19 protein-coding genes are annotated in these 20051 nt (G+C 75.0%); 10 read left to right on the forward strand and 9 right to left on the reverse strand.

Annotation, left to right across the window (positions count from 1 at the left end; genetic code table 11):
* Positions 1-1142, forward strand: a 1142-nt coding sequence (locus tag ACRYM0_RS00855) for a heparan-alpha-glucosaminide N-acetyltransferase domain-containing protein (RefSeq protein WP_432501188.1), incomplete at its 5' end; no start/stop codon positions are given.
* A 22-nt stretch (positions 1143-1164) separates the two neighbouring features.
* Here ACRYM0_RS00855 and ACRYM0_RS00860 read toward each other — a convergent pair.
* Complete coding sequence (locus ACRYM0_RS00860) at positions 1165-2481, reverse strand: Gfo/Idh/MocA family protein (RefSeq protein ID WP_432501190.1); 1317 nt, start codon at positions 2479-2481, stop codon at positions 1165-1167.
* Between the two features lie 144 nt (positions 2482-2625).
* On the opposite strand from ACRYM0_RS00860, the gene ACRYM0_RS00865 reads away from it, so the two are divergent.
* Positions 2626-3870: a glycoside hydrolase family 27 protein gene (locus tag ACRYM0_RS00865; protein ID WP_432501456.1), complete on the forward strand. Its 1245-nt coding sequence runs from the start codon at positions 2626-2628 to the stop codon at positions 3868-3870.
* A 35-nt stretch (positions 3871-3905) separates the two neighbouring features.
* On the opposite strand, the gene gdhA is transcribed toward ACRYM0_RS00865, so the two are convergent.
* On the reverse strand, positions 3906-5255 hold the full coding sequence (gene gdhA, locus ACRYM0_RS00870; protein ID WP_432501192.1) for an NADP-specific glutamate dehydrogenase: 1350 nt from the start codon (positions 5253-5255) through the stop codon (positions 3906-3908).
* Positions 5256-5456: 201 nt separating this feature from the next.
* Between gdhA and ACRYM0_RS00875 the strand changes: the two genes are divergently transcribed.
* Positions 5457-5696, forward strand: a complete 240-nt coding sequence (locus tag ACRYM0_RS00875; RefSeq protein ID WP_432501194.1) for a hypothetical protein — start codon at positions 5457-5459, stop codon at positions 5694-5696.
* A gap of 180 nt (positions 5697-5876) precedes the next feature.
* Here ACRYM0_RS00875 and ACRYM0_RS00880 read toward each other — a convergent pair whose 3' ends face one another.
* Positions 5877-6545, reverse strand: coding sequence for a cyclase family protein (locus ACRYM0_RS00880; RefSeq protein ID WP_432501196.1), 669 nt, complete (start codon positions 6543-6545; stop codon positions 5877-5879).
* Positions 6546-6616: 71 nt separating this feature from the next.
* On the opposite strand from ACRYM0_RS00880, the gene ACRYM0_RS00885 reads away from it, so the two are divergent.
* Positions 6617-7036: a ChaB family protein gene (locus ACRYM0_RS00885; RefSeq protein WP_432501198.1), complete on the forward strand. Its 420-nt coding sequence runs from the start codon at positions 6617-6619 to the stop codon at positions 7034-7036.
* Positions 7037-7294: 258 nt separating this feature from the next.
* Here ACRYM0_RS00885 and ACRYM0_RS00890 read toward each other — a convergent pair whose 3' ends face one another.
* The gene (locus ACRYM0_RS00890) at positions 7295-7591 is read right to left on the reverse strand and encodes a hypothetical protein (protein ID WP_432501199.1); all 297 of its coding nucleotides are present in this window, start codon (positions 7589-7591) and stop codon (positions 7295-7297) included.
* Between the two features lie 107 nt (positions 7592-7698).
* On the opposite strand from ACRYM0_RS00890, the gene ACRYM0_RS00895 reads away from it, so the two are divergent.
* A complete protein-coding gene (locus tag ACRYM0_RS00895; RefSeq protein WP_432501201.1) occupies positions 7699-8478 on the forward strand; it encodes a sporulation protein in 780 nt (259 codons plus the stop codon).
* Between the two features lie 104 nt (positions 8479-8582).
* Here the strand turns inward: ACRYM0_RS00895 and ACRYM0_RS00900 are convergent, their stop codons facing one another.
* From ACRYM0_RS00900 to ACRYM0_RS00910, 3 genes are all read right to left on the reverse strand, one after another.
* On the reverse strand, positions 8583-10268 hold the full coding sequence (locus ACRYM0_RS00900) for a ribonuclease J (protein ID WP_432501203.1): 1686 nt from the start codon (positions 10266-10268) through the stop codon (positions 8583-8585).
* Positions 10265-11242: a 4-hydroxy-tetrahydrodipicolinate synthase gene (gene dapA / locus ACRYM0_RS00905; protein WP_432501205.1), complete on the reverse strand. Its 978-nt coding sequence runs from the start codon at positions 11240-11242 to the stop codon at positions 10265-10267. Before dapA ends, ACRYM0_RS00900 begins: the two co-directional genes overlap by 4 nt.
* 198 nt (positions 11243-11440) lie before the next feature.
* On the reverse strand, positions 11441-12106 hold the full coding sequence (locus tag ACRYM0_RS00910) for an HAD-IA family hydrolase (protein WP_432501207.1): 666 nt from the start codon (positions 12104-12106) through the stop codon (positions 11441-11443).
* A 141-nt stretch (positions 12107-12247) separates the two neighbouring features.
* Here ACRYM0_RS00910 and ACRYM0_RS00915 point away from each other — a divergent pair, with 141 nt between their 5' ends.
* Complete coding sequence (locus ACRYM0_RS00915) at positions 12248-14194, forward strand: sugar phosphate isomerase/epimerase and 4-hydroxyphenylpyruvate domain-containing protein (protein ID WP_432501209.1); 1947 nt, start codon at positions 12248-12250, stop codon at positions 14192-14194.
* A gap of 13 nt (positions 14195-14207) precedes the next feature.
* On the opposite strand, the gene ACRYM0_RS00920 is transcribed toward ACRYM0_RS00915, so the two are convergent.
* Complete coding sequence (locus tag ACRYM0_RS00920) at positions 14208-15299, reverse strand: M42 family metallopeptidase (protein WP_432501210.1); 1092 nt, start codon at positions 15297-15299, stop codon at positions 14208-14210.
* A 132-nt stretch (positions 15300-15431) separates the two neighbouring features.
* On the opposite strand from ACRYM0_RS00920, the gene ACRYM0_RS00925 reads away from it, so the two are divergent.
* Positions 15432-16400 (forward strand): TIGR03557 family F420-dependent LLM class oxidoreductase, encoded by a 969-nt coding sequence (locus ACRYM0_RS00925; protein ID WP_432501212.1) that lies wholly within the window; start codon positions 15432-15434, stop codon positions 16398-16400.
* Positions 16401-16428: 28 nt separating this feature from the next.
* Here ACRYM0_RS00925 and ACRYM0_RS00930 read toward each other — a convergent pair whose 3' ends face one another.
* On the reverse strand, positions 16429-16743 hold the full coding sequence (locus ACRYM0_RS00930; RefSeq protein WP_432501215.1) for a DUF6343 family protein: 315 nt from the start codon (positions 16741-16743) through the stop codon (positions 16429-16431).
* 132 nt (positions 16744-16875) lie between these two features.
* Here ACRYM0_RS00930 and ACRYM0_RS00935 point away from each other — a divergent pair, with 132 nt between their 5' ends.
* From ACRYM0_RS00935 to ACRYM0_RS00945, 3 genes are read left to right on the forward strand one after another with little or no spacing between them, the layout of a single operon-like run.
* Positions 16876-17568, forward strand: a complete 693-nt coding sequence (locus ACRYM0_RS00935; RefSeq protein WP_432501216.1) for a DUF4396 domain-containing protein — start codon at positions 16876-16878, stop codon at positions 17566-17568.
* On the forward strand, positions 17565-18068 hold the full coding sequence (locus ACRYM0_RS00940; RefSeq protein WP_432501218.1) for a DUF421 domain-containing protein: 504 nt from the start codon (positions 17565-17567) through the stop codon (positions 18066-18068). The genes ACRYM0_RS00935 and ACRYM0_RS00940 overlap by 4 nt, the downstream gene beginning before the upstream one ends.
* 58 nt (positions 18069-18126) lie before the next feature.
* Positions 18127-20001, forward strand: coding sequence for a glycoside hydrolase family 15 protein (locus tag ACRYM0_RS00945; protein WP_432501220.1), 1875 nt, complete (start codon positions 18127-18129; stop codon positions 19999-20001).
* The last annotated feature ends 50 nt before the right edge of the window (positions 20002-20051 follow it).

Below are 20051 nucleotides of genomic sequence, written 5' to 3' on the forward strand. Positions count from 1 at the left end.
CCCCCTCCCCCTCCCCCACCGCCACCCCCGCCCGCGTCGTGGGGGTGGACCTGGCGCGCGCGGTGGCGATCGCGGGGATGATGGCCGCGCACGTGCTGCCGGAGGACGCGCCGGGGCTGTCCGGCGCCCTGTACGACCTGGCGGACGGGCGCGCCTCGGGCCTGTTCGCCGTCCTGGCGGGGGTGTCGCTGGGGCTGTCGACCCGCCGCACCCCGCCCGTGGCGCGCTCGCGCACCGCGGCGCGCGCGGGGATCGCGGTGCGCGGGCTGCTGGTGGCGCTGCTGGGCCTGGCGCTGGTGAGCGCCGGCAGCCGCGTCGCGATCATCCTCCCCTACTACGGGGTGGCGTTCGTGGTCGTGCTGCCGGTGCTGTGGTGGCCGGCGCGGCGGCTGGCGGTGCTGGCCGGCGCCTGGCTGGTCGCGGGCCCGCTGGTGGGCTTCGCGCTGCGCGGCGCGTACGCGCTGGACCCGACGTACCAGCAGCCCACGCTGCTGGACCTGGCCCACCCCCTCGGGCTGCTGCGCACGCTGCTGCTGACGGGCTACTACCCGGTGATCGGCTGGACGGGGTACCTGCTGCTGGGGCTGGCGGTGGCGCGCGCGGGCCTGACCGGGGTGACGGCCGCGCTGCGGCTGCTGGGGACGGGGCTGGTGCTGGCGGCGGGGGCGTGGGTGGTCAGCGCCCTGCTGCTGGGGCCGGGCGGCGGCCTGGCGCGGCTGGCGGAGCTGGGCGTGGCGCCGGGCACGCCGTGGTGGACGTTCCACGGCACGGTGCCCACGGCCTCGCCGTGGTTCCTGGCGGTGGCGGAGCCGCACTCGGGCGCGCCGCTGGACCTGCTGCACACCTCCGGCACGGCGCTGGTGGTGCTCGGCGCGGCGCTGGTGCTGCCGGCGGCCGCGACGCGGTTCCTGCGGCCGGTGGCCGCGTTCGGGTCGATGCCGCTGTCCGTCTACACCGGTCACGTGCTGGCGCTGGCGGCGGCCCCCGGGGACAGCCCGGCCCTGCTGGCGGCGCACGTGCTGGTGGGGGTGGCGCTGGCCACGGCGTGGCAGCTGGCGGCCGGGCGGGGGCCGCTGGAGGGGGCCCTGTCCTCGGCGGCGCGCGGCGCGGCGGGGCTGGTCGCCCCGCCCGCGCCGCGCTGAGCGGCCGCCGCTCAGCCGCGCGTCACGCGCGGCCCCAGAGGTCCAGCTCCTCGACCGGCACGGCCCGGCCGGTGGCCAGGGAGGCGTTGCCGGCGATCCCGACGGCCACGGCCCGCACGCCGTCGGTGTAGTCGGCCGGGGTGCCCAGGGGGTCCTCGCCGGGGCCGACGAAGACGTCGCGCAGCAGCTTCACGTCGCCGCCGCCGTGCCCGCCCTCGCCGTTCTCGATGGGCACCCGGCGGGCGGTGCCCCAGTGCTCCTGCACGAGCAGGCGCTCGGAGACGGGCCGCTCGTCGCGCTCGTCGCGCGCCTCGGGCACGGCGCTGGGGTCCAGCCACGCCTCGGCGGTGACGGCGCCGCGCTCGACGACGGTGAGCTCGGCGCGCCCGGCGGTGCCGTTGACGGCGACGGTGTAGCCCTCCCAGGGGGCGTGGGCGTTGAGGGAGTACGACATGGACGGCCCGCCGGCGTAGTCCACGACGAGGGAGAGGTTGTCCTCGATGTCGATCTCCCCGCTGAAGACGTCCTGGTCGCGCAGGTACCCGTCGTGCTGCTCGTTGTCCAGGTACAGGTCCTCCAGCAGCTCGTCGCTGCGCAGGTCCAGCTGGAAGGGGTCGGTGGCGTCGCCGCCGGTGCCGCGGGCCGGGCGCGGGCCCAGCCCGCGGGCGGCGGCGTTCTTCGGCCCGTAGAAGCGCAGGCCGCCGCTGGCGAACACGCGCCGGGGCTCGTCGTCGATCCACCAGTTGACGAGGTCGAAGTGGTGGGAGGCCTTGTGCACGAGCAGGCCGCCGGAGTTCTCCTTGCGGCGGTGCCAGCGGCGGAAGTAGTCCGCGCCGTGCTTGGTGTCCAGCACCCACTCGAAGTGCACCGAGGTGACGGTGCCGATGCCGCCGGAGGCGATGACGCGCTTGAGGGCGGTGTTGCGCGGGGAGTACCGGTAGTTGAACGTCATGACGACGGAGCGGCCGCTGCGGCGCACGGCGTCCACGATGCGCCGGGCGCCGTCGGCGTCGGTGGTCAGGGGCTTCTCGACCACGACGTCGGCGCCGGCCAGCAGGGAGCGGGACACCAGGTCGGCGTGGGTGTGGTCGGGGGAGGTGACGACGACCCGGTCCAGGCGCTCGTCGGCGATGACGCGTTCCAGCTCGTCCGGGTGGAACAGCCGGGGCGCCTGCGCACCGGCGGCGACGGCGGCGTCGCGGTGGAACTGCGCGCGACCGGGGTTGGTGTCGCCCAGGGCGACCAGCGCGGCGTCGGCGGCGTGCGCCCCCGTCATCGCACCGACGTACATCCGGGCGCGCGAACCGCACCCCACGAGGCCGTAGCGGCGCTGAACCATCGTCTCTCCTTCGAGCACGCGTCGTGAAAGCCTTTTCCCGCCTCGAACCGTAGGCTCCGGGCCGAACGCCGTCAACGACGAGGAGCACCGGTGCCCGAGCACGCGCCCCACCCCGCCGCGGGGGTCCTGGCCCCCACCCCACCGATGGGCTGGAACAGCTGGGACTGCTTCGGCACCACCGTGACCGAGGCCGAGGTGCTCGCCAACGCCGACCACCTGGCCGAGCACCTGCTCCCCCACGGCTGGGACACCGTGGTGGTGGACATCCAGTGGTACGAGCCGGTGACGCGGGCCGGCGGGTACCGGCCGGTGTCCGAACCGGTGCTGGACGCGCACGGGCGGCAGCTGCCCGCCCCGAACCGCTTCCCCTCCGCCGCCGGCGGGGCCGGGTTCGCCCCGCTGGCCGCGGCCGTGCACGAGCGGGGGCTGCGCTTCGGCCTGCACGTCATGCGCGGCATCCCGCGCAGGGCCGTCGAGCTGGACCTGCCGGTGCTGGGCACCGACGCCACCGCCCGCGACGTCGCGGTCCCGCAGGACGACTGCGCCTGGAACCCCGACAACGTCGGTGTCGACCTGGACCACCCCGCCGGGCAGGCCTGGTACGACGCGCAGGTCGCGCAGTTCGCCGCCTGGGGCGTGGACTACCTCAAGCTCGACGACGTCCTGCACCCGTACCACGACCGCGACGTGGCGGCGTACGCCGAGGCGATCCGCCGCAGCGGGCGAGGGATCGTGCTGTCGCTGTCCCCCGGCCGGCGGCTGTCGCTGGCGCGCGCCGAGCACCTGCGCGAGAACGCCCAGGTGTGGCGCGTCAGCGACGACCTGTGGGACCGGTGGGAGGACGTGCGCGAGCAGTTCCAGCGCGCCGCTCGGTGGGCGCCGCTGCAGGGACCGGGCGGCTGGGCGGACCTGGACATGCTGCCGCTGGGCCGCATCGGCATCCGGGCCGAGCGCGGTGAGGACCGCCTCAGCCGCCTCACCCTCGACGAGCAGCGCACGCTGGTGACCCTGTGGTGCATCGCCCGCTCGCCGCTGGTGTTCGGCGGGCACCTGCCCGACACCCCTCCCGAGACCCACGCCCTGCTGACCAACGACGCGGTGCTGGAGGTGCTGCGCTCCAGCACGCACAACCACGAGCTCCTGCGCGACGAGGAGCTCGTGGTGTGGACGGCGCGCGCGGCGGACGGGGGGACGTACGTGGCGGTGTTCTGGCTGGGCGAGGGGGCGAGCGGCCCGCTGCGGCTCCCCCTGCCGGACCTCGGCGTCACCGGCCGGGTGCTCGCCCGGGACCTGTGGGCCGGCACCGCGGCGACACGCACGGAGGGCGCCCTGGAGCTGGAGGTCCCCGCCCACGGCGCGGCGCTGCTCCTGCTCTCCCCCGCCGGCTGACGCCGCCGGCCGGGGCCGGGACCCCGGCCGGCGCCTCAGACCAGGCCGTGCGCGTGCATCGCCTCCGCCACCCGGACGAAACCGGCGATGTTCGCGCCGGCCACGAGGTCGCCGGGTGCGCCGTACTCCTCGGCGGCCTGCGCGCAGCGGGCGTGGATGTCGTGCATGATCCGCTCCAGCCTCGCCTCGGTGTGCTCGAACGTCCAGCTGTCGCGCGAGGCGTTCTGCTGCATCTCCAGCGCGGAGGTCGCCACGCCACCGGCGTTGGCGGCCTTGCCCGGGCCGAAGGCCGTCCCGGCCTGCCGGAACACCTCCAGCGCCTCGGGGGTGGAGGGCATGTTCGCGCCCTCGGAGACGGCGACGCACCCGTTGCGCACCAGCCGTGCGGCGGCGTCGCCGTCGAGCTCGTTCTGGGTGGCCGACGGGATCGCGACGTGGCAGGGCACGTCCCACACCGAGCCGCCGGCGACGTGGCGGGCGGAGCGGACGCGCTCGGCGTAGTCGGTCAGCCGGCCGCGTTCCAGTTCCTTGACCTGCTTGAGCACCCCCAGGTCCAGGCCGCCCTCGTCGACGACGTACCCGCCGGAGTCGGAGCAGGCGATCACCTTCGCACCCAGCTGCGTGACCTTCTCCACGGCGTAGAGGGCGACGTTGCCCGAGCCGGAGACGACCACGGTCCGCCCCTCCAGGGAGGTCCCCCGGGCGGTGAGCATCTCCGAGGCGAAGAACGCGGCACCGTAACCGGTCGCCTCGGTGCGCACCCGCGCCCCGCCCCAGGTCAGGCCCTTGCCGGTGAGGACGCCGGACTCGTACCGGTTGGTGATGCGCTTGTACTGGCCGAAGAGGTACCCGATCTCCCGGGCCCCCACGCCGATGTCCCCGGCGGGCACATCGGTGTGCTCGCCCAGGTGCCGGTACAGCTCGGTCATGAACGACTGGCAGAACCGCATGACCTCGGCGTCGGAACGCCCCTTGGGGTCGAAGTCGGAGCCGCCCTTGCCGCCACCGATCGGCATGCCGGTGAGGGCGTTCTTGAAGATCTGCTCGAAGCCGAGGAACTTCACGATCCCCAGGTTCACGGACGGGTGGAAGCGCAACCCGCCCTTGTACGGGCCCAGCGCGGAGTTGAACTCGACCCGGAAACCCCGGTTGATCTGCACCTCGCCGCGGTCGTCCTGCCAGGGGACCCGGAAGATGACCTGCCGCTCGGGCTCGCAGATCCGCTCGATCGTCTTCAGCTCGGTGTACTCGGGGTGGCGCTGCAGGACGGGGACCAGGGACTCCAGCACCTCGCGCGCGGCCTGGTGGAACTCCTGCTCGGCGGGGTTGCGTCGGACGACGTCCTCGTAGACGGCCTCGACGTTCGACGCGACGGCGTGGTTCACCACGGCGTTCCTCTCCTTGCGACGTTGCGGAGGGGGTCTCCGGGCCCGCCGGGCGGGCCGTTCGCAGCGTAACGGCCGAGAACACCCGGGCTCGCGTCCAGGGGCCGCCAGCGGTGGCGGGCCCTGGACGCGAACGCGAGGATCGGGCGCACGCGGCCGGGTCGACCGGGACGCCGGCCGGTGCGGACGGGAGGCTGTGGGATGACCCCGGAGGAACTGAGCGGGAACGACGCGACCGTGTACCAGGTGGTCGCGACGCTGGAATCGCCCGAGGGCGGCGCCGAGGCGCACGAGATCGCACGTCGTGCCGGGCTCGACCTGGAGGAGGTGACGACCTCCCTGCACCGCCTGGTGCACGCCGAGCCGAGCCTGCTGCGCGAGGTCCCCGACACCAGCACCACCGACGTCGGGCCGCGGTTCGAGCTCTCGCCCCGCACCTGACGGCCCGGCACGGGCCGCCGCCCCGGTGTTCGACCGGTCACCGGGGCGGCGGGTCGGCTGGTGGGCCCGGCGGTGCCGAAGGCGCACCGGAAGTGCTCCGCGGCCGTGCGCTGGGCGTCCTCGGCCTCGTCGAGGACGGCGGCCGCACGTCACCGCGTCCCCTCCCCCCGCGGCGCACCCTCACACCCGATCGCCGCACCCCGGCGGCGCACCTCGCGCGGGGACGAGGAACGCGCGGGCCGGGGCGCCGTCGGCACCGGGCACGAGCAGGGGCAGGCACGTGAACTCGTACGGTCCCGGTGCCGCGGCGCGCAGGTCGAGCGCCTCGACGACCACGACACCGGCGCGCAGCAGCACCTCGTGCGCCGGCGCCGGGTCGTCGAACGGGGCGATCGACAGGTAGTCGATCCCGACGAGCCGCACGCCGCGCTCGACGAGCGCGGCGGCGCCGTCGCCGGTCAACCCGGGGAAGCGCTCGCTGAAGGCCGGCCCGTCCCACAGGACGCCGCCGCGGGTGCGCAGCAGCACCCGTTCGGTGCCCTCGGGGAACTCCAGGGCCCGGACGGCCGCGGCGTCCAGGTGCCCCTCCGGACCGGTGGCGTCGACCACCTCGCACGGGCCGACGAGCACGTCCAGCGGCACGGTCTCGATTCCGCCGGCACCGTCGAGGAAGTGCACGGGGGCGTCGACGTGGGTGCCGCAGTGCGCCGAGAACGTCAGCCGGGAGACGTTCGCCCCCTCGCCCGCGAGGCTCTGGTGCCGCTCGACGACCAGCTCGGTGTCGCCGGGGTACAGCGGCACCCGCCCGGGCACCAGCGGGACGGTCACGTCGATCGGGGTGCGGTCCACTGCGGCCTCCTCGGCGGCTCCCGGGCGCGGTACCGCGGTTCGGCGCTCCCCGGTGCGGGTAAGCCTCCAGCATGGCTGAGAAGAAGGAGAACCCCGACCCCGAGGACCTGCCGAGCACGATCGCCCGCTCCGACGCCAAGGCGCAGCGCACCTACGCCAAGACCCTCGAGCACGCCGAGGACGAGTACGGCGACGGTCGCCGCGCGCACCAGACCGCCTACGCCGCGCTGAAGCACACGCACGAGAAGGTCGGCGACCACTGGGAGCCGAAGGGTCGCAAGGGCCCCTCCGACGCGCAGGCCGAGGGAGGGCGGGACACCGACCGGGAGACCGCCGGCGGGGTGGACGCCAACGCCACCAAGGAGCACCTGATGGACGTCGCCCGGCGCCTGGACGTGCACGGGCGCTCCTCGATGAACAAGGACGAGCTGGTGCAGGCGATCCGCAAGGCCGACGACCGCGAGACGCGGAAGTCGCGCGAGGAGGGCTGAGGGGTTCTGCGCGCATGATCCCGGCGGCGCGGGGTACGTGAAGGGCCACCAGCGGTTCGAACGAGAGGAGGGGTCGTCGTGGGACTGATCTCCGGTGTCCTGAAGGGCGCGGCCGTGCAGAAGATCGTCAGCAGGCTCGCGGGCGGCAAGCGCCGCTCCTGAGCCGGTGTCGCGGGGGTGCGGTGGTCCGCCACCGCACCCCCGCGACGTTCCCGGCAGCGTCCCGGCCGAGCGCGGCGCAGGTGCGGGGCGGAGGTGTCAGACGACGACGTCGACGAGGTAGTCGGTGTCGGCGAAGCCGACGCGGCCCAGCGCGGCGACGACCGCTGCACGGGCGCGCTGCTCGGCGCTCGCGTCGTCCTCGGCCTCCACCTGGACCCGGGCGGTCAGGCCCGAGCCGTCGTCGGTGCGCGTCAGCGGCCCCCGCGCGTCGGGCCCCGGGGTGGCGGACAGCTCCGGCAGGGCCTCGCGCAGCCGCTCCAGCAGGTCGCCGGCGCGTTCGCGGTCCTCGGGACGCACGAGCGAGATCTCCACGGTGGCAGGTCGAACGGTCATGCCCCCACGGTGCCGCAGCCCGCCGCCGGGCGCGCGCCGGGAACGCGCTCCCCTCCCCGCCCGTCGAGCAGGAGGGGCCGAGACGCGGCCCGCGGAGGGAGGACGACATGGCGCTGCGCAACCTCATGGCCCGCTTCGGCGCGGGGGCCGCCTCGGTGGACACGGTGCTGGACCGCGACGTCGCACAGCCCGGCGGCACGGTCAGCGGCCGGGTCGTCGTGGTGGGCGGGTCCGTCGCCCAGGACGTCGAGGAGGTCGTCGTCGGGCTCCAGGCGCGCGTGGAGGTGGAGAGCGGCGACTCCGAGTGGCGCGAGGACGTCGTCTTCGCCCGCGCCCGCGTCGGCGCGGGGTTCACCACCGTGCCGGGCGAGCGCAGCGAACTGCCGTTCGCGTTGCAGCTGCCGTGGCAGACGCCGGTGACGGCGATCGGCGGCTGGCACCTGCGCGGCGTGCACGTGGGTGTCGTCACGAAGCTGGTCATCGCCGGTGCCGTGGACCCCGGCGACCTGGACTCCGTGACCGTCGCCCCGCTGCCCGTGCAGCAGGCAGTGGTCGACGCGCTGGGTTCCCTGGGCTGGCGCTTCAAGCACGCCGACGTGGAGAAGGGCCGGGTGCGCGGCTCGGACCTGCCGTTCTACCAGGAGCTGGAGTTCGCCCCGCCCGCGAGCGCGCGCCGGGTCAACGAGCTGGAGGTCACCTTCCTGGCCGACCCGCAGGGCGTGGACGTGGTGCTGGAGGCGGACCGCCGCGGCGGGCTGCTCACCGAGGGCCGCGACGTGGTGAGCCGGCTGCGCCTGTCGCACGCGGACACCGACCGCTCCCGGGTGGCCGCGGCGCTGGACCGGGCGGTGCGCGAGCTCGGCTCGCGCCGCGGCTGGGGCTGGTGAACCCGGCGCACGCCTGAACGCCGCACCGGGTGGACGCGGCACCGGGCGGACGCGGCACGGCCCGCGACCGGGGGCGGTCGCGGGCCGTGCGTGGTGCTGGGGCGTCAGGCGGTGACGACCACCGGCACGATCATCGGGCGCCGGCGGTGCTTCTGGCTGACCCAGCTGCCGACGGTGCGCCGCACGATCTGCTGCAGCTGGTGGGTGTCGACGGGTCCGGTGGAGGCCTCGTTGAGGGCCGCCTCCACCTTCGACTTGATCCCGGCGAAGCGGTCGTCGCCGTCGCCGATGAAGCCGCGCGCGTTGAACTCCGGACCGGAGACGACCTTGCCGGTGACGGAGTCGACGGCGACGAAGATGGAGATGAACCCCTCCTCGCCGAGGATGCGGCGGTCCTTCAGGTCGGCCTCGGTGATCTCGCCGACGCTGGAGCCGTCGACGTAGACGTACCCCACCGGCACCGCGCCCGTGATGCTGGCCTTGCCGTCGACGAGGTCGACGACGACGCCGTCCTCGGCGATGACGACGCGCTCGCGCGGCACGCCCGTCTTGACGGCCAGCTCGGCGTTGGCGACCAGGTGGCGGTACTCGCCGTGCACCGGCATGACGTTGCGCGGCTTGAGGATGTTGTAGCAGTAGAGCAGTTCACCGGCGCTGGCGTGGCCGGAGACGTGGATCTTCGCGCTCTGCTGGTGCACGACGGTGGCGCCGAGGCGGGTCAGGCCGTTGATGACGCGGAAGACGGCGTTCTCGTTGCCGGGGATGAGCGAGCTGGCCATCACGATGGTGTCGCCGGCGCTGATGGAGATGCGGTGGTCGCGGTTGGCCATGCGCGACAGCGCCGCCATCGGCTCGCCCTGCGAGCCGGTGCACATCAGGACCACGCGGTCGTCGGGCAGGTCGTCGACCTGCTTGAGGTCGATCAGCACCCCCGGCGGCACCTGCAGGTAGCCGAGGTCGGCGGCGATGCCCATGTTGCGCACCATCGAGCGGCCCACGAAGGCGACCCTGCGCCCGTGGGCGTCGGCCGCGTTGAGCACCTGCTGCACGCGGTGCACGTGGCTGGAGAAGGAGGCGACCACGATGCGCCGCTCCGCGCGCCCGAACAGCTGCTCCAGCACCGGGCCGATGTCGCGCTCGGGGGCGGTGAAACCGGGCACCTCGGCGTTGGTGGAGTCCACGCAGAAGAGGTCCACGCCCTCGTCGCCGAGGCGGGCGAAGGCGTTGAGGTCGGTGATGCGCCCGTCCAGCGGCAACTGGTCCATCTTGAAGTCGCCGGTGTGCAGGACCATCCCGGCGTCGGTGCGGATGGCGACCGCCAGCGCGTCGGGGATGGAGTGGTTCACCGCGATGAACTCGCAGGAGAACGGCCCGAGCTGCTCGGTCTGCCCCTCCTTCACCCCCAGGGTGTAGGGGCGGATGCGGTGCTCCTTGAGCTTGGCCTCGATCAGCGCCAGCGTCAGCTGCGAACCCACCAGGGGGATGTCCGGCCGCGAGCGCAGCAGGTAGGGCACCGCGCCGATGTGGTCCTCGTGGCCGTGCGTGAGCACGAGGGCGACGATGTCGTCGAGGCGGTCGGCGATGTGGCTGAAGTCCGGGAGGATGAGGTCCACACCGGGCTGGTGCTCCTCGGGGAAGAGGACCCCGCAGTCGACGACCAGCAGCTTGCCGCGGTGCTCGAACACCGTCATGTTGCGCCCGACCTCGCCCAGCCCGCCGAGGCCGACGACGCGCAGGGCGCCGTCGGGCAGCGGCGGCGGGGTGGGCAGCTCGGGGTGGGGGTGGCTCATGCGGCTCCTCCTGCGACCGGGGCGGCCGCGTCCGTGGGGTGGGTGGACCAGGTGTCGATGGGGCCGGGCAGCAGCCCGGCGGCGGTGAGGTCGGCGGCGATCGCCGCGACCTCCTCGGCGGTGGCCGCCAGCAGCGGCGGGCGCACCGCGCGGTGCGGCAGCGCACCGGTCAGCTCCAGGGCGGCCTTGACGGCGACGACGCCCTGCGTGCGGTTCATGATCCCGCGCACGGCGGGCAGCAGCCGCAGGTGCAGGGCGCGGGCGGCGGGCAGGTCGCCGGTGTCGACGGCGCGGACCATCGCCGCGTACTCGCGGCCCGCGACGTGGGCGACGACGCTGACGACGCCGGAGGCGCCGTGCGCCAGCAGCGCCAGGTTCAGGACGTCCTCGCCGGAGTAGTAGGCCAGGTCGGTGCGGGCCAGGACCCAGGAGGTGGCCGCGAGGTCGCCCTTGGCGTCCTTGACGGCCACGATCCGCTCGTGCGCGGCCAGGCGCACCAGGGTCTCGGTCTCGATCGGCACACCGGAGCGGCCGGGGATGTCGTACAGCATGACCGGCAGGCCGGTGGCGTCGGCCGCGGAGAGGAAGTGGTGCTCCAGCGCCGCCTGCGGGGGCTTGGAGTAGTAGGGGGTGACGACGAGCAGCCCGTGGGCACCGGCCTTCTCGGCCGCCCGCGCCAGCTCGACGGTGTGGGCGGTGTCGTTGGTGCCCACCCCGGCCAGGACGTGCGCGCGGTCGCCGACGGCCTCCAGGACGGCGCGCAGCAGGCGGTCCTTCTCGGCGTCGGAGGTGGTGGGCGACTCCCCCGTGGTGCCGCTGACGACCAGGCCGTCGTGCCCCTCGGCCACGAGCCGCTCGGCCAGGGCGGCGGCGCGGTCGGTGTCGACGGCACCCGTGGTGCTGAAGGGCGTGACCATCGCGGACAGCACCGCCCCGAACGGGCGGGGGACGTGCGCGGCCGGAGCGGTGGGCATGCAGGGAGGTTACCGCCGAGCGCCTCGGGCCCGGGGCCCGGAGCCGCCGCGGCCTCGGCCGGCCGGCCGCGGACGTGCGAGGACCCGGTCGCTGCCCGCTCGGGGGTCCGGGCAGCGACCGGGTCCGCCGGTGTCATCGCCGGTCCGGCCCGGGGCGTTACACCCCCGGCGTCGCACCCTCGGCGTCGCGCCCCGGCGTCAGGCCCCGGGTGCGTCCACCCGCACCCGCACGCCGCCGGCGTCGGCGCTGGCGCGCACGTGGGAGAGCAGCTCGACGACCGCGTCGGCCTCCAGCGGCCCGTCGGGGTGGGTGGTGCGCACGGCGAGGGTGGCGCAGCCGGCGGCGCGCGCGGCGGCCAGGCCCGCGGGGGCGTCCTCCACGACGAGGCAGTCGGCGGGGTCCACGCCCAGGCGGTGCGCACCGAGCAGGAAGCACTCGGGGTCGGGCTTGCCGCGGGCGACGTCGTCGTAGGTGACCAGGGCGGCGGGCTCGGGCAGGCCGGCGGCGCGGCGGCGGGCGTCGGCCAGGGGGCGGCTGCAGGACGTCACCACGGCCCAGCGCCCGGGGGGCACCGAGGCGAGCAGCTGCGGCACCCCGGGCAGCTGGACGACGCCGTCGACGTCGGCGATCTCCAGCTCGGTGATGCGTGCGGCGGCCTGCTCGAGGTGCTCGGCGGCCACGAGCTCCCGCACGACCTCGGCGGCCGGGCGGCCGTGCCCGCCGGCGGCGACGAGCGCCTCGGCGGTGATGCCGTGCTCGACGGCCCACGTGGTCCAGCAGCGGGCGATGGCGGCGGTGGAGTCGACGAGGGTGCCGTCCATGTCGAACAGGACGGCGGCGAAGGCGCGGTCGGGCAGGCTCACCACCGCACCCTACGGCCGCCGGGGACGCCCGGGCGGTGCCCCCCGCGGCACCCGTGCGGGGGGTTTCCGCCGGATCCGCGCCCGGGGGCGACGCGCGCGTGCCAGGGTGGGCGACCGACCGGACGGATCCTGGGGGGGACGATGGCGGACGGGGCGACGACGACCGCCGGTGGTGCGGTGGCGACCGGGCACGGGGAGCTGCCGGCGGGTGCCGGCGCGTTCGAGGGCACGCACGAGCTGCGCACCTCGATCGCCACGGTGTGCCTGGCGGGCACGCTGGACGAGAAGCTGCGGGCGGTGGCCGCGGCCGGCTTCGACGCGGTGGAGGTGTTCGAGCCGGACCTGCTGGCCAGCCCGGAGGGCCCGGCGGCGCTGCGCCGGCGGGTGGAGGACCTGGGGCTGGCGGTCTCGCTGTTCCAGCCGTTCCGCGACCTGGACGACGTGGACCCGGCGGCCGTGGCCCGCAGCGCGCACCGCCTGCACCGCAAGTGCGAGCTGGCCCTGGAGCTGGGCACCGACCTGGTCCTGGTGTGCTCGGCCGTGCACGACGGCGCGGTGCGCGACGACGCGCTGCTGGCGGCGCAGCTGCACGCGGCCGCGGAGGTGGCCGCCTCGCACGGCGTGCGGCTGGCCTACGAGGCGCTGGCGTGGGGTGCGCACGTGTCGGACTACCGGCACGCGGCCCGCGTCGTGGCGGCCGCCGACCACCCGGCGCTGGGCAACTGCCTGGACTCCTTCCACGTGCTCTCGCGCGGCGACGACCCCTCCGGCATCGCCGACATCGCACCGGGGAAGGTGTTCTTCTACCAGATCGCCGACGCGCCGCGGCTGCCGATGGACGTGCTGCCGCTGAGCCGGCACCACCGCTGCTTCCCCGGCCAGGGCGAGTTCGACCTGGAGCGGTTCCACGCCGCCGTGGTCGCCGGCGGCTACCGCGGTCCGGTGTCCCTGGAGGTGTTCAACGACCTGTTCCGGCAGGCGGAGCCGGCGGTCACCGCGGTCGACGCGATGCGCTCGCTGCGGCACCTGCGCGACCGCACCTTCCGGCAGCGCCCCGGGCTGCCCCCGGCGTCGCCGGCACCGTCGCTGCCGCGGGCGCCCGCCGTGCGCTCGTGGGCGTTCACGGAGGTTTCCGCCTCCCCCGCGACGGCGGGCGCGGTGACGGGCCTGCTGTCCCGGCTGGGGTTCTCGCGCACCGGGGTGCACCGCAGCGGGCCGGTGGAGCTGTGGTCCAACGGCGACGTGCGGGTGGTGCTGAACCGCCGCCGCGAGGACGTCCGCGCCCAGGTCACGGCGCTGGGCCTGGCGACGCCGCAGCCGCACGCCCTGCACGAGCGGGCCCGCACCCTGCTGGCGCCGGTGGTCAACCGCGCGGTCGGCCCCGGCGAGGCGGAGATCCCCTCGGTGGTGGCCCCGGACGGCACGTGGGTGCAGTTCTGCGCGGACGAGCCCGCCGACGGCGGCTGGCTGGCGGACTTCGCCCCGTGCGCACCGGCCGCGGTCCCCGCCCCGCGCGGCGAGCAGCCGGTGGTGCTGACCGGCGTGGACCACGTGGCCCTGCCGCAGCGGTTCGCCGGGTTCGACGGCGCCGCGCTGTTCTTCACCGCGGTGCTGGGCCTGCAGGCGGGCCCGGCGGGTGCGGTCCCGGGACCGGCGGGTCTGGTGCGCACCCGGACGATGACGTCGCCGGGTGGCGCGCTGCGCGTGGTGCTGAGCGTCGCGCCCACCTCGGCGATGCTGCGCGGGCGCCCGCTGGGCGCCGGGCACCTGGCCTTCGGCACCGACGACGCCCTCGCCGCGGCGCGGGCGTTCCGCCGGGCCGGTGGCGAGCCGCTCCCGGTGCCGGGGAACTACTACGCCGACCTTGAGGCCCGCTTCGGCCTCGACGAGGAGTTCCTGGAGCAGCTGCGGGAGAACTCCGTCCTGTACGACCGGGACGCGGGCGGCGAGCTGCTGCACTTCTTCACCCGGTCGGTCAGCCGGGAGTTCTTCGTGGAGGTGCTCCAGCGCGTCGGCGCGTACGGCGGGACCGGGGAGGCGAACACCCCGGTGCGCCTGGCCGCGCAGGCCGCACCGCCCACCGCGTGAGCGGCGCGCTCGCTCAGGGGCGCGGGTGCACGAGGTACTCGGTGAGCAGCTCGGCGAGGTCCCCGACCGCGTCGCGGTGCACGACCTCGTAGCCGTGGGTGCTCAGGGTCGGCAGGCACAGCAGAGCCGCCTGCGGGCTCTGGCCCTTGAGCTTGGACTGGGAGGCGTCGGACTCGAACGCGGTGAACGCGGCCGGGACGGGCGCCAGGTCCAGCCGCTGCCCCAGCCGCAGCAGGTGGTCGGCGATCCCGGTGTCGTAGACGGCGCCGGCGTCGGCGTAGACGACGATCGGGCCGGAGTCCACGACGGTGCCGTACTCCGGTTCGGCCGGCCCGACCTCCAGCGCCAGGGTCACCTCACCGGGCAGGGTGCGGCTGGCGTAGGAGGCACCGACACCGCCGATCTCCTCGCTCGCCGTGAACACCAGGTGGACGTCGGCGGGCGGGCGCTCGCCGCGCTCGCGCAGCCGCCGGGCCGCCTCCAGGAGCGCGACCACCGCGGCGCGGTCGTCGAGGAAGTAGCCGCCGACGTGCTGACCGAACCGCACCGGTTCGCGCCTGCTGCGGTGCACGCACACCCGGGTGCCCGGGTGGACTCCGGCGGCGGCGAGCTCCTCGGGCGTGCGGCCGGTGAAGATCGACACGTGGTTCCAGTCGATCGCCCGGTCGCCGCCGTCGGGCTTCGTCTGCCAGACCTGCTGGGTCTCCTTCGAGGTGTGCTCGGAACCGAGCGCCAGCACGGCCGTCAGCTCCTCGGCGTCGCCGAGCACCGCCACCGGGCCCAGGCCGAAGTTGCCGGGGTTCATGACGCCCAGCTCCCCCACCCGTAGCGTCCCGCCGTCCTCGACCCGCTTGACGATCATCGAAAGCTCGTCCATGTGGGCCATCACCCGCACGCCGGGGGCGCCGGGTTCCCCCTTCCCGCGCACCAGTCCGACGAGGTTCCCCGCCGGGTCGGTCCACGACTCGTCGACGAGGTCGCGCAGCTCACGGGCGCAGACGTCGCGCACGGCGTCCTCTCGGCCCACGGGGCCGTAGGTGGTGAGCAGTTCGCGCAGCAGCGCGAACGTGCGGTCGTCGTTCCGGTCGGCGTGCTGGTCGGTCACGTCTCTCCTAGGGTTCCGGGTGCTGAGCCGCAGCCCGGTCTACCGCCCGACGGCGGCGAGCACACCCCGGGAGGTGTTCGGGACGACGACCTGCCGGGGCGACCGCACGAGCCGCCGACCACGGAGGAACGCATGCGCATCGGGTACAAGCTGGCCACGGAGGCCTTCGGGCCCAAGGAGATCATCCGGCAGGCCGTGGCGGCCGAGGAGGCCGGTTACGACTTCGTGGAGATGAGCGACCACTACCACCCCTGGCTCGACGTGCAGGGGCACTCGGGGTTCACCTGGAGCCTGCTGGCGGCGATCGCCGCGAAGACCGAGCGGATCGGGCTGGTCACCGGCGTGACGTGCCCGTCGGTGCGCTACCACCCGGCGATCATCGCCCAGGCCGCGGCCACGATGGCCATCATCTCCGACGGGCGGTTCACCCTCGGCGTGGGCGCCGGCGAGCGGCTCAACGAGCACGTCGTCGGCCGCGGGTTCCCGGCGGTGGCCGAGCGCCACGAACGCTTCCGCGAGGCGCTGGAGATCGTCCGGTTGCTGTGGCAGGGCGGGTACCGCACCTACGAGGGCAAGCACCTGCGCCTGGAGGACGCGCGCGTGTTCGACCTGCCGGAGGAGCTGCCGGTCATCGCGGTCGCCGCCAGCGGGAAGGCGTCGGCCAGGATCGCCGCGGAACTGGGCGACGGCCTCTTCGCCACCGAGCCGAAGGGCGAGATGGTCGGCACCTGGAAGCAGCTGGGCGGCACCGGGCCGGCGTACGCGGAGGTGCCCATGGCCTGGGCTCCCGACGAGCGCAGCGCGATCGACGCGGTGCTGGAGAAGAGCCGCTGGGCGGTGACCGGCTGGAAGGTGATGTCCGAGCTGCCGAACCCGGTGAACTTCGACGCCGCCACGCAGACGGTGACCGCGGAGAACGTCACGGCCCAGTTCGCCGTCGGACCGGACCCGGCGGGGTACCTGAGCAACGCCCAGCAGTACGTCGACGCCGGGTTCGACCACCTCGTCACCCAGAACGCCGGCCCGGACCCGGACGGTTTCCTGGAGTTCTTCGCGAACGAGCTGGCGGAGCCGCTGCGGGCGCTGACCCCCGCCCGGTGAGCGCTCGCCGCGGCGGGGGTGGCCGGGCTCAGCCCCGGTCGCCGCCACCCCGGCCGCGGCGGAGTCGCCGCAGCACCACGACGAGGTCGACGACGGCGACGACGGCCAGCCCCAGCAGCACGATGCCGGGGCCCTTGCTGCCGCCCGGCGGCTCGTCGGCCGTCAGCCACAGCACGGCGAACACGGCGCACACCAGCGCGCCGAAGGTCGCCAGCAGCAGGCGCAGGGTCAGCGGGGAGCGGGCGGTGCGCGGTTCGTCCCCGGTGCGACCGCGGGGCTGCCCCGCGGGGACCGACGGGTCGACCGGGCGGGTGGTCGGGTCGCGGCGCTCGTCAGGGGTCATGCCCTCCCCGTACCCGCGGCGCCGGGGGCCATGCGCTCCGCGCGCCCACTGCTTCGGAGTGCACATCCATTGTCCTTGCGCAAGCATCTGCGCGGACGACGACCGCACCCGACCGACACGGAGGAGGGCCCCGTGCCACCGACCTGGCTCACCGTGGTCTCCTGGATCGCCCTGGCCGCCGCCTTCGCGAGCGCCGCCGTGATCCTCGCCGACACCTACGCCCGCGGCTACCGCCAGCACATGAAGGTCATGGAGGTCGTCTGGCCGGTCACCGCCCTGTACTTCGGCCCCGTGGCGGTGTGGGGCTACTACCGCTTCGGGCGGAAGGAGTCGCACGAGTGGATGCAGGAGCACGACCGCGACCAGGCGCCCGAGAAGCCCGGGTGGGCCACCGTGGCCACCGGGGTCAGCCACTGCGGCGCCGGCTGCACCATCGGTGACGTCATCGCCGCCACCGGCGTGTTCCTGCTGGGCCTGACGCTGTTCGGGCACGAGATCTTCGCCGAGTACGTCGGCAGCTTCGTGCTGGCGGTCCTGCTGGGCCTGGCGTTCCAGTACTTCGCCATCGCCCCCATGCGCGGGCTCGGTGTGCGCGAGGGGGTGAAGCAGGCCACCAAGGCGGACATCCTCTCGTTGATCACCTTCGAGGTCGGCCTGTTCGCCTGGATGGCGCTCATGCGCTTCGTCTTCTTCCCGGAGCACCCGCTGCGGCCCGACGACGCCGCGTACTGGTTCCTCATGCAGGTCGGCATGGTCATCGGGTTCTTCACCTCCGTGCCGGCCAACGTGTGGCTCATCCGGCGCGGCATCAAGGAGGCCATGTGACCGCCCACGAGGTGCTGCTGGGCGACTGGCGGGTGGCCGTGTGGGCGGCGGTCAAGGGCGTCGCCCTCTTCGCGACCGCCCTGGCGCTGTTCCGCATCTCCGAGCGGCGGACGCTGGCCGCGTTCGCCCCCTTCGACTGGGTCGCGGCCGTCGCCGTGGGGGCCGTGGTGGGCCGCTCGGCCACGGCCTCGGACACCTCCTGGCTCACCGGCGCCGCGGTGCTGCTGGCGATCTTCGCCGTGCACAGCGCGATCGCCCGGCTGCGCTTCCTGGACCCCGTGCGCCGCCTCGTCGACCCGCCGCTGCGCGTCCTGGTGCGCGACGGCGTCGTGGACCAGCGGAACATGCGCCGCTGCGGCCTGACCCCCACGGACCTGGAGGCGATCATGCGCCAGCAGGGGTACCCGGGCACGTCGTCGGTGCACCTGGCGATCTTCGAGGCGAAGGGGGCGGTCTCGGTGGTCCCCACCCCACCGCCGCAGGGCTCCCCCGAGCGCTGACGGCTCGCGCACGAGAGGGTGGCCAGCGCACCGCAGCACACCGACGAGAGGAGGACCGGTGGCCCTCATCGAGGACTACGGGCTGATCGGCGACCTGCAGACGGCGGCCCTGGTGGGCCGGGACGGCTCGATCGACTGGCTGTGCCTGCCCCGCTTCGACTCCCCCGCCTGCTTCGCGGCTCTGCTCGGCGACGAGGAGGCCGGGCGGTGGCGCATCGCCCCCACCGGGGCCGGGGACTGCACCCGGCGCCGCTACCGCGGCGACGCGCTGGTGCTGGAGAGCGAGTGGGACACCGCCGAGGGCACCGTGCGGGTGCTCGACCTCATGCCCCCGCGCGGGCAGGCACCGGACGTGGTGCGCATCGTCGAGGGCGTGCGCGGCCGGGTGCCGGTCTCGATGGACCTGCGGCTGCGCTTCGACCACGGCAGCGTCGTGCCCTGGGTGCGGCGCACCGAGGGCGGCCTGCACGCGGTCGCCGGCCCGGACGCCGTGCACCTGCACACGCCCGTGGACGTGCACGGCGAAGGGATGTCCAGCCGCGCCGAGTTCACGGTCGGACCCGGTGACCGGGTGCCGTTCGTGCTGACGCACACGCCGTCGTGGACCGGCGAGCCCGAACCCGTGGACGCGCACGAGGCCCTGGCCGGCACCGAGTCGTTCTGGCGCGAGTGGCTGGAGCGGTTCCACTACGACCCGCGGGAGCTGCGCGGGGAACCGGGCACCGCGCAGCGCTGGACGGCGGCGGTGCGCCGGTCCCTGGTCCTGCTCAAGGCGCTGACGTACGCCCCCACCGGGGGCGTCGTCGCCGCGGCCACGACCTCGCTGCCCGAGCAGATCGGGGGCACCCGCAACTGGGACTACCGGTTCACCTGGCTGCGCGACGCGACGTTCACCCTGCAGTCCTTGCTGGGCACCGGCTTCGTCGAGGAGGCGAAGGCGTGGCGGGAGTGGCTCCTGCGGGCCGTGGCCGGCGACCCGGCGAAGCTGCAGATCATGTACGGCATCGACGGCACCCGGCGGCTGACCGAGCTCGAACTGCCCTGGTTGCCCGGGTACGAGGGCTCGGGGCCGGTGCGGATCGGCAACGCCGCCGCCGACCAGCTCCAGCTCGACGTGTGGGGCGAGGTCCTCGACGGGCTGCACGTGGCCCGCAGCGCCGGGCTGGAACCGGACGAGACGGCCTGGGACCTGCAGAAGGCGCTGCTGGAGCACCTGGAGGGCAACTGGCGGGCACCCGACAACGGCCTGTGGGAGGTCCGCGGACCGCGGCGGCACTTCGTGCACTCCAAGGTGCTGGCCTGGGCGGGGGTCGACCGCGGTGTCCAGGCGGTCGAGCGGTTCGGCCTGGACGGCCCCGTGGACACCTGGCGACGGGTGCGCGACGAGATCCACGCCGAGGTGTGCGAGCAGGGGTTCGACGCCGCGCGGGGCACCTTCACCCAGTCCTACGGCTCGCGGGGCCTGGACGCGGCCACCCTGCTCATCCCCGAGGTGGGTTTCCTGCCGTGGGACGACGCCCGCGTGGTCGGCACCGTCGACGCGGTCCAGCGCGAGCTGGAGCGGGACGGGTTCCTGCTGCGCTACGACACCGGTGCGGACGGCGGCGACGGGCTGGCCGGCGAGGAGGGCACCTTCCTGATCTGCACCTTCTGGCTCGCCGACGCCCTGCACGGCACGGGCCGGCGCGAGGAGGCCCGGCGGCTGTTCGAGCGGCTGCTGGACCTGCGCAACGACCTCGGCCTGCTCAGCGAGGAGTACGACCCGGTCGCGCGCCGGCACCTGGGCAACACCCCCCAGGCGTTCAGCCTCGTCGGCCTGGTGAACACCGCCCGTCACCTCGGCGGCAGCCACCCGGCCGACCTGGAACCGTCCGGGCGCGACGCCCCCGCCCCGCGCGGCGGCAGCGCCGAGCGCGGCACCACGCAGGGCTGAGCACCGGCCCGGCCCGGTGGCGACCGAGCGCACCGGGCAGCAGGATCGAC

The organism is Kineococcus arenarius subsp. arenarius (assembly GCF_050871845.1).
Lineage (GTDB): Bacteria > Actinomycetota > Actinomycetes > Actinomycetales > Kineococcaceae > Kineococcus.

Bases quoted from the DNA above. Each gene is read 5' to 3' on its own strand.
- ACRYM0_RS00860 (WP_432501190.1), bottom strand. From the start codon at position 2,481: ATGGTTCAGCGCCGCTACGGCCTCGTGGGGTGCGGTTCGCGCGCCCGG.
- ACRYM0_RS00865 (WP_432501456.1), top strand. From the start codon at position 2,626: ATGGGCTGGAACAGCTGGGACTGCTTCGGCACCACCGTGACCGAGGCC.
- ACRYM0_RS00875 (WP_432501194.1), top strand. From the start codon at position 5,457: ATGACCCCGGAGGAACTGAGCGGGAACGACGCGACCGTGTACCAGGTG.
- ACRYM0_RS00885 (WP_432501198.1), top strand. From the start codon at position 6,617: ATGGCTGAGAAGAAGGAGAACCCCGACCCCGAGGACCTGCCGAGCACG.
- ACRYM0_RS00890 (WP_432501199.1), bottom strand. From the start codon at position 7,591: ATGACCGTTCGACCTGCCACCGTGGAGATCTCGCTCGTGCGTCCCGAG.
- ACRYM0_RS00895 (WP_432501201.1), top strand. From the start codon at position 7,699: ATGGCGCTGCGCAACCTCATGGCCCGCTTCGGCGCGGGGGCCGCCTCG.
- ACRYM0_RS00900 (WP_432501203.1), bottom strand. From the start codon at position 10,268: ATGAGCCACCCCCACCCCGAGCTGCCCACCCCGCCGCCGCTGCCCGAC.
- dapA (WP_432501205.1), bottom strand. From the start codon at position 11,242: ATGCCCACCGCTCCGGCCGCGCACGTCCCCCGCCCGTTCGGGGCGGTG.
- ACRYM0_RS00915 (WP_432501209.1), top strand. From the start codon at position 12,248: ATGGCGGACGGGGCGACGACGACCGCCGGTGGTGCGGTGGCGACCGGG.
- ACRYM0_RS00925 (WP_432501212.1), top strand. From the start codon at position 15,432: ATGCGCATCGGGTACAAGCTGGCCACGGAGGCCTTCGGGCCCAAGGAG.
- ACRYM0_RS00930 (WP_432501215.1), bottom strand. From the start codon at position 16,743: ATGACCCCTGACGAGCGCCGCGACCCGACCACCCGCCCGGTCGACCCG.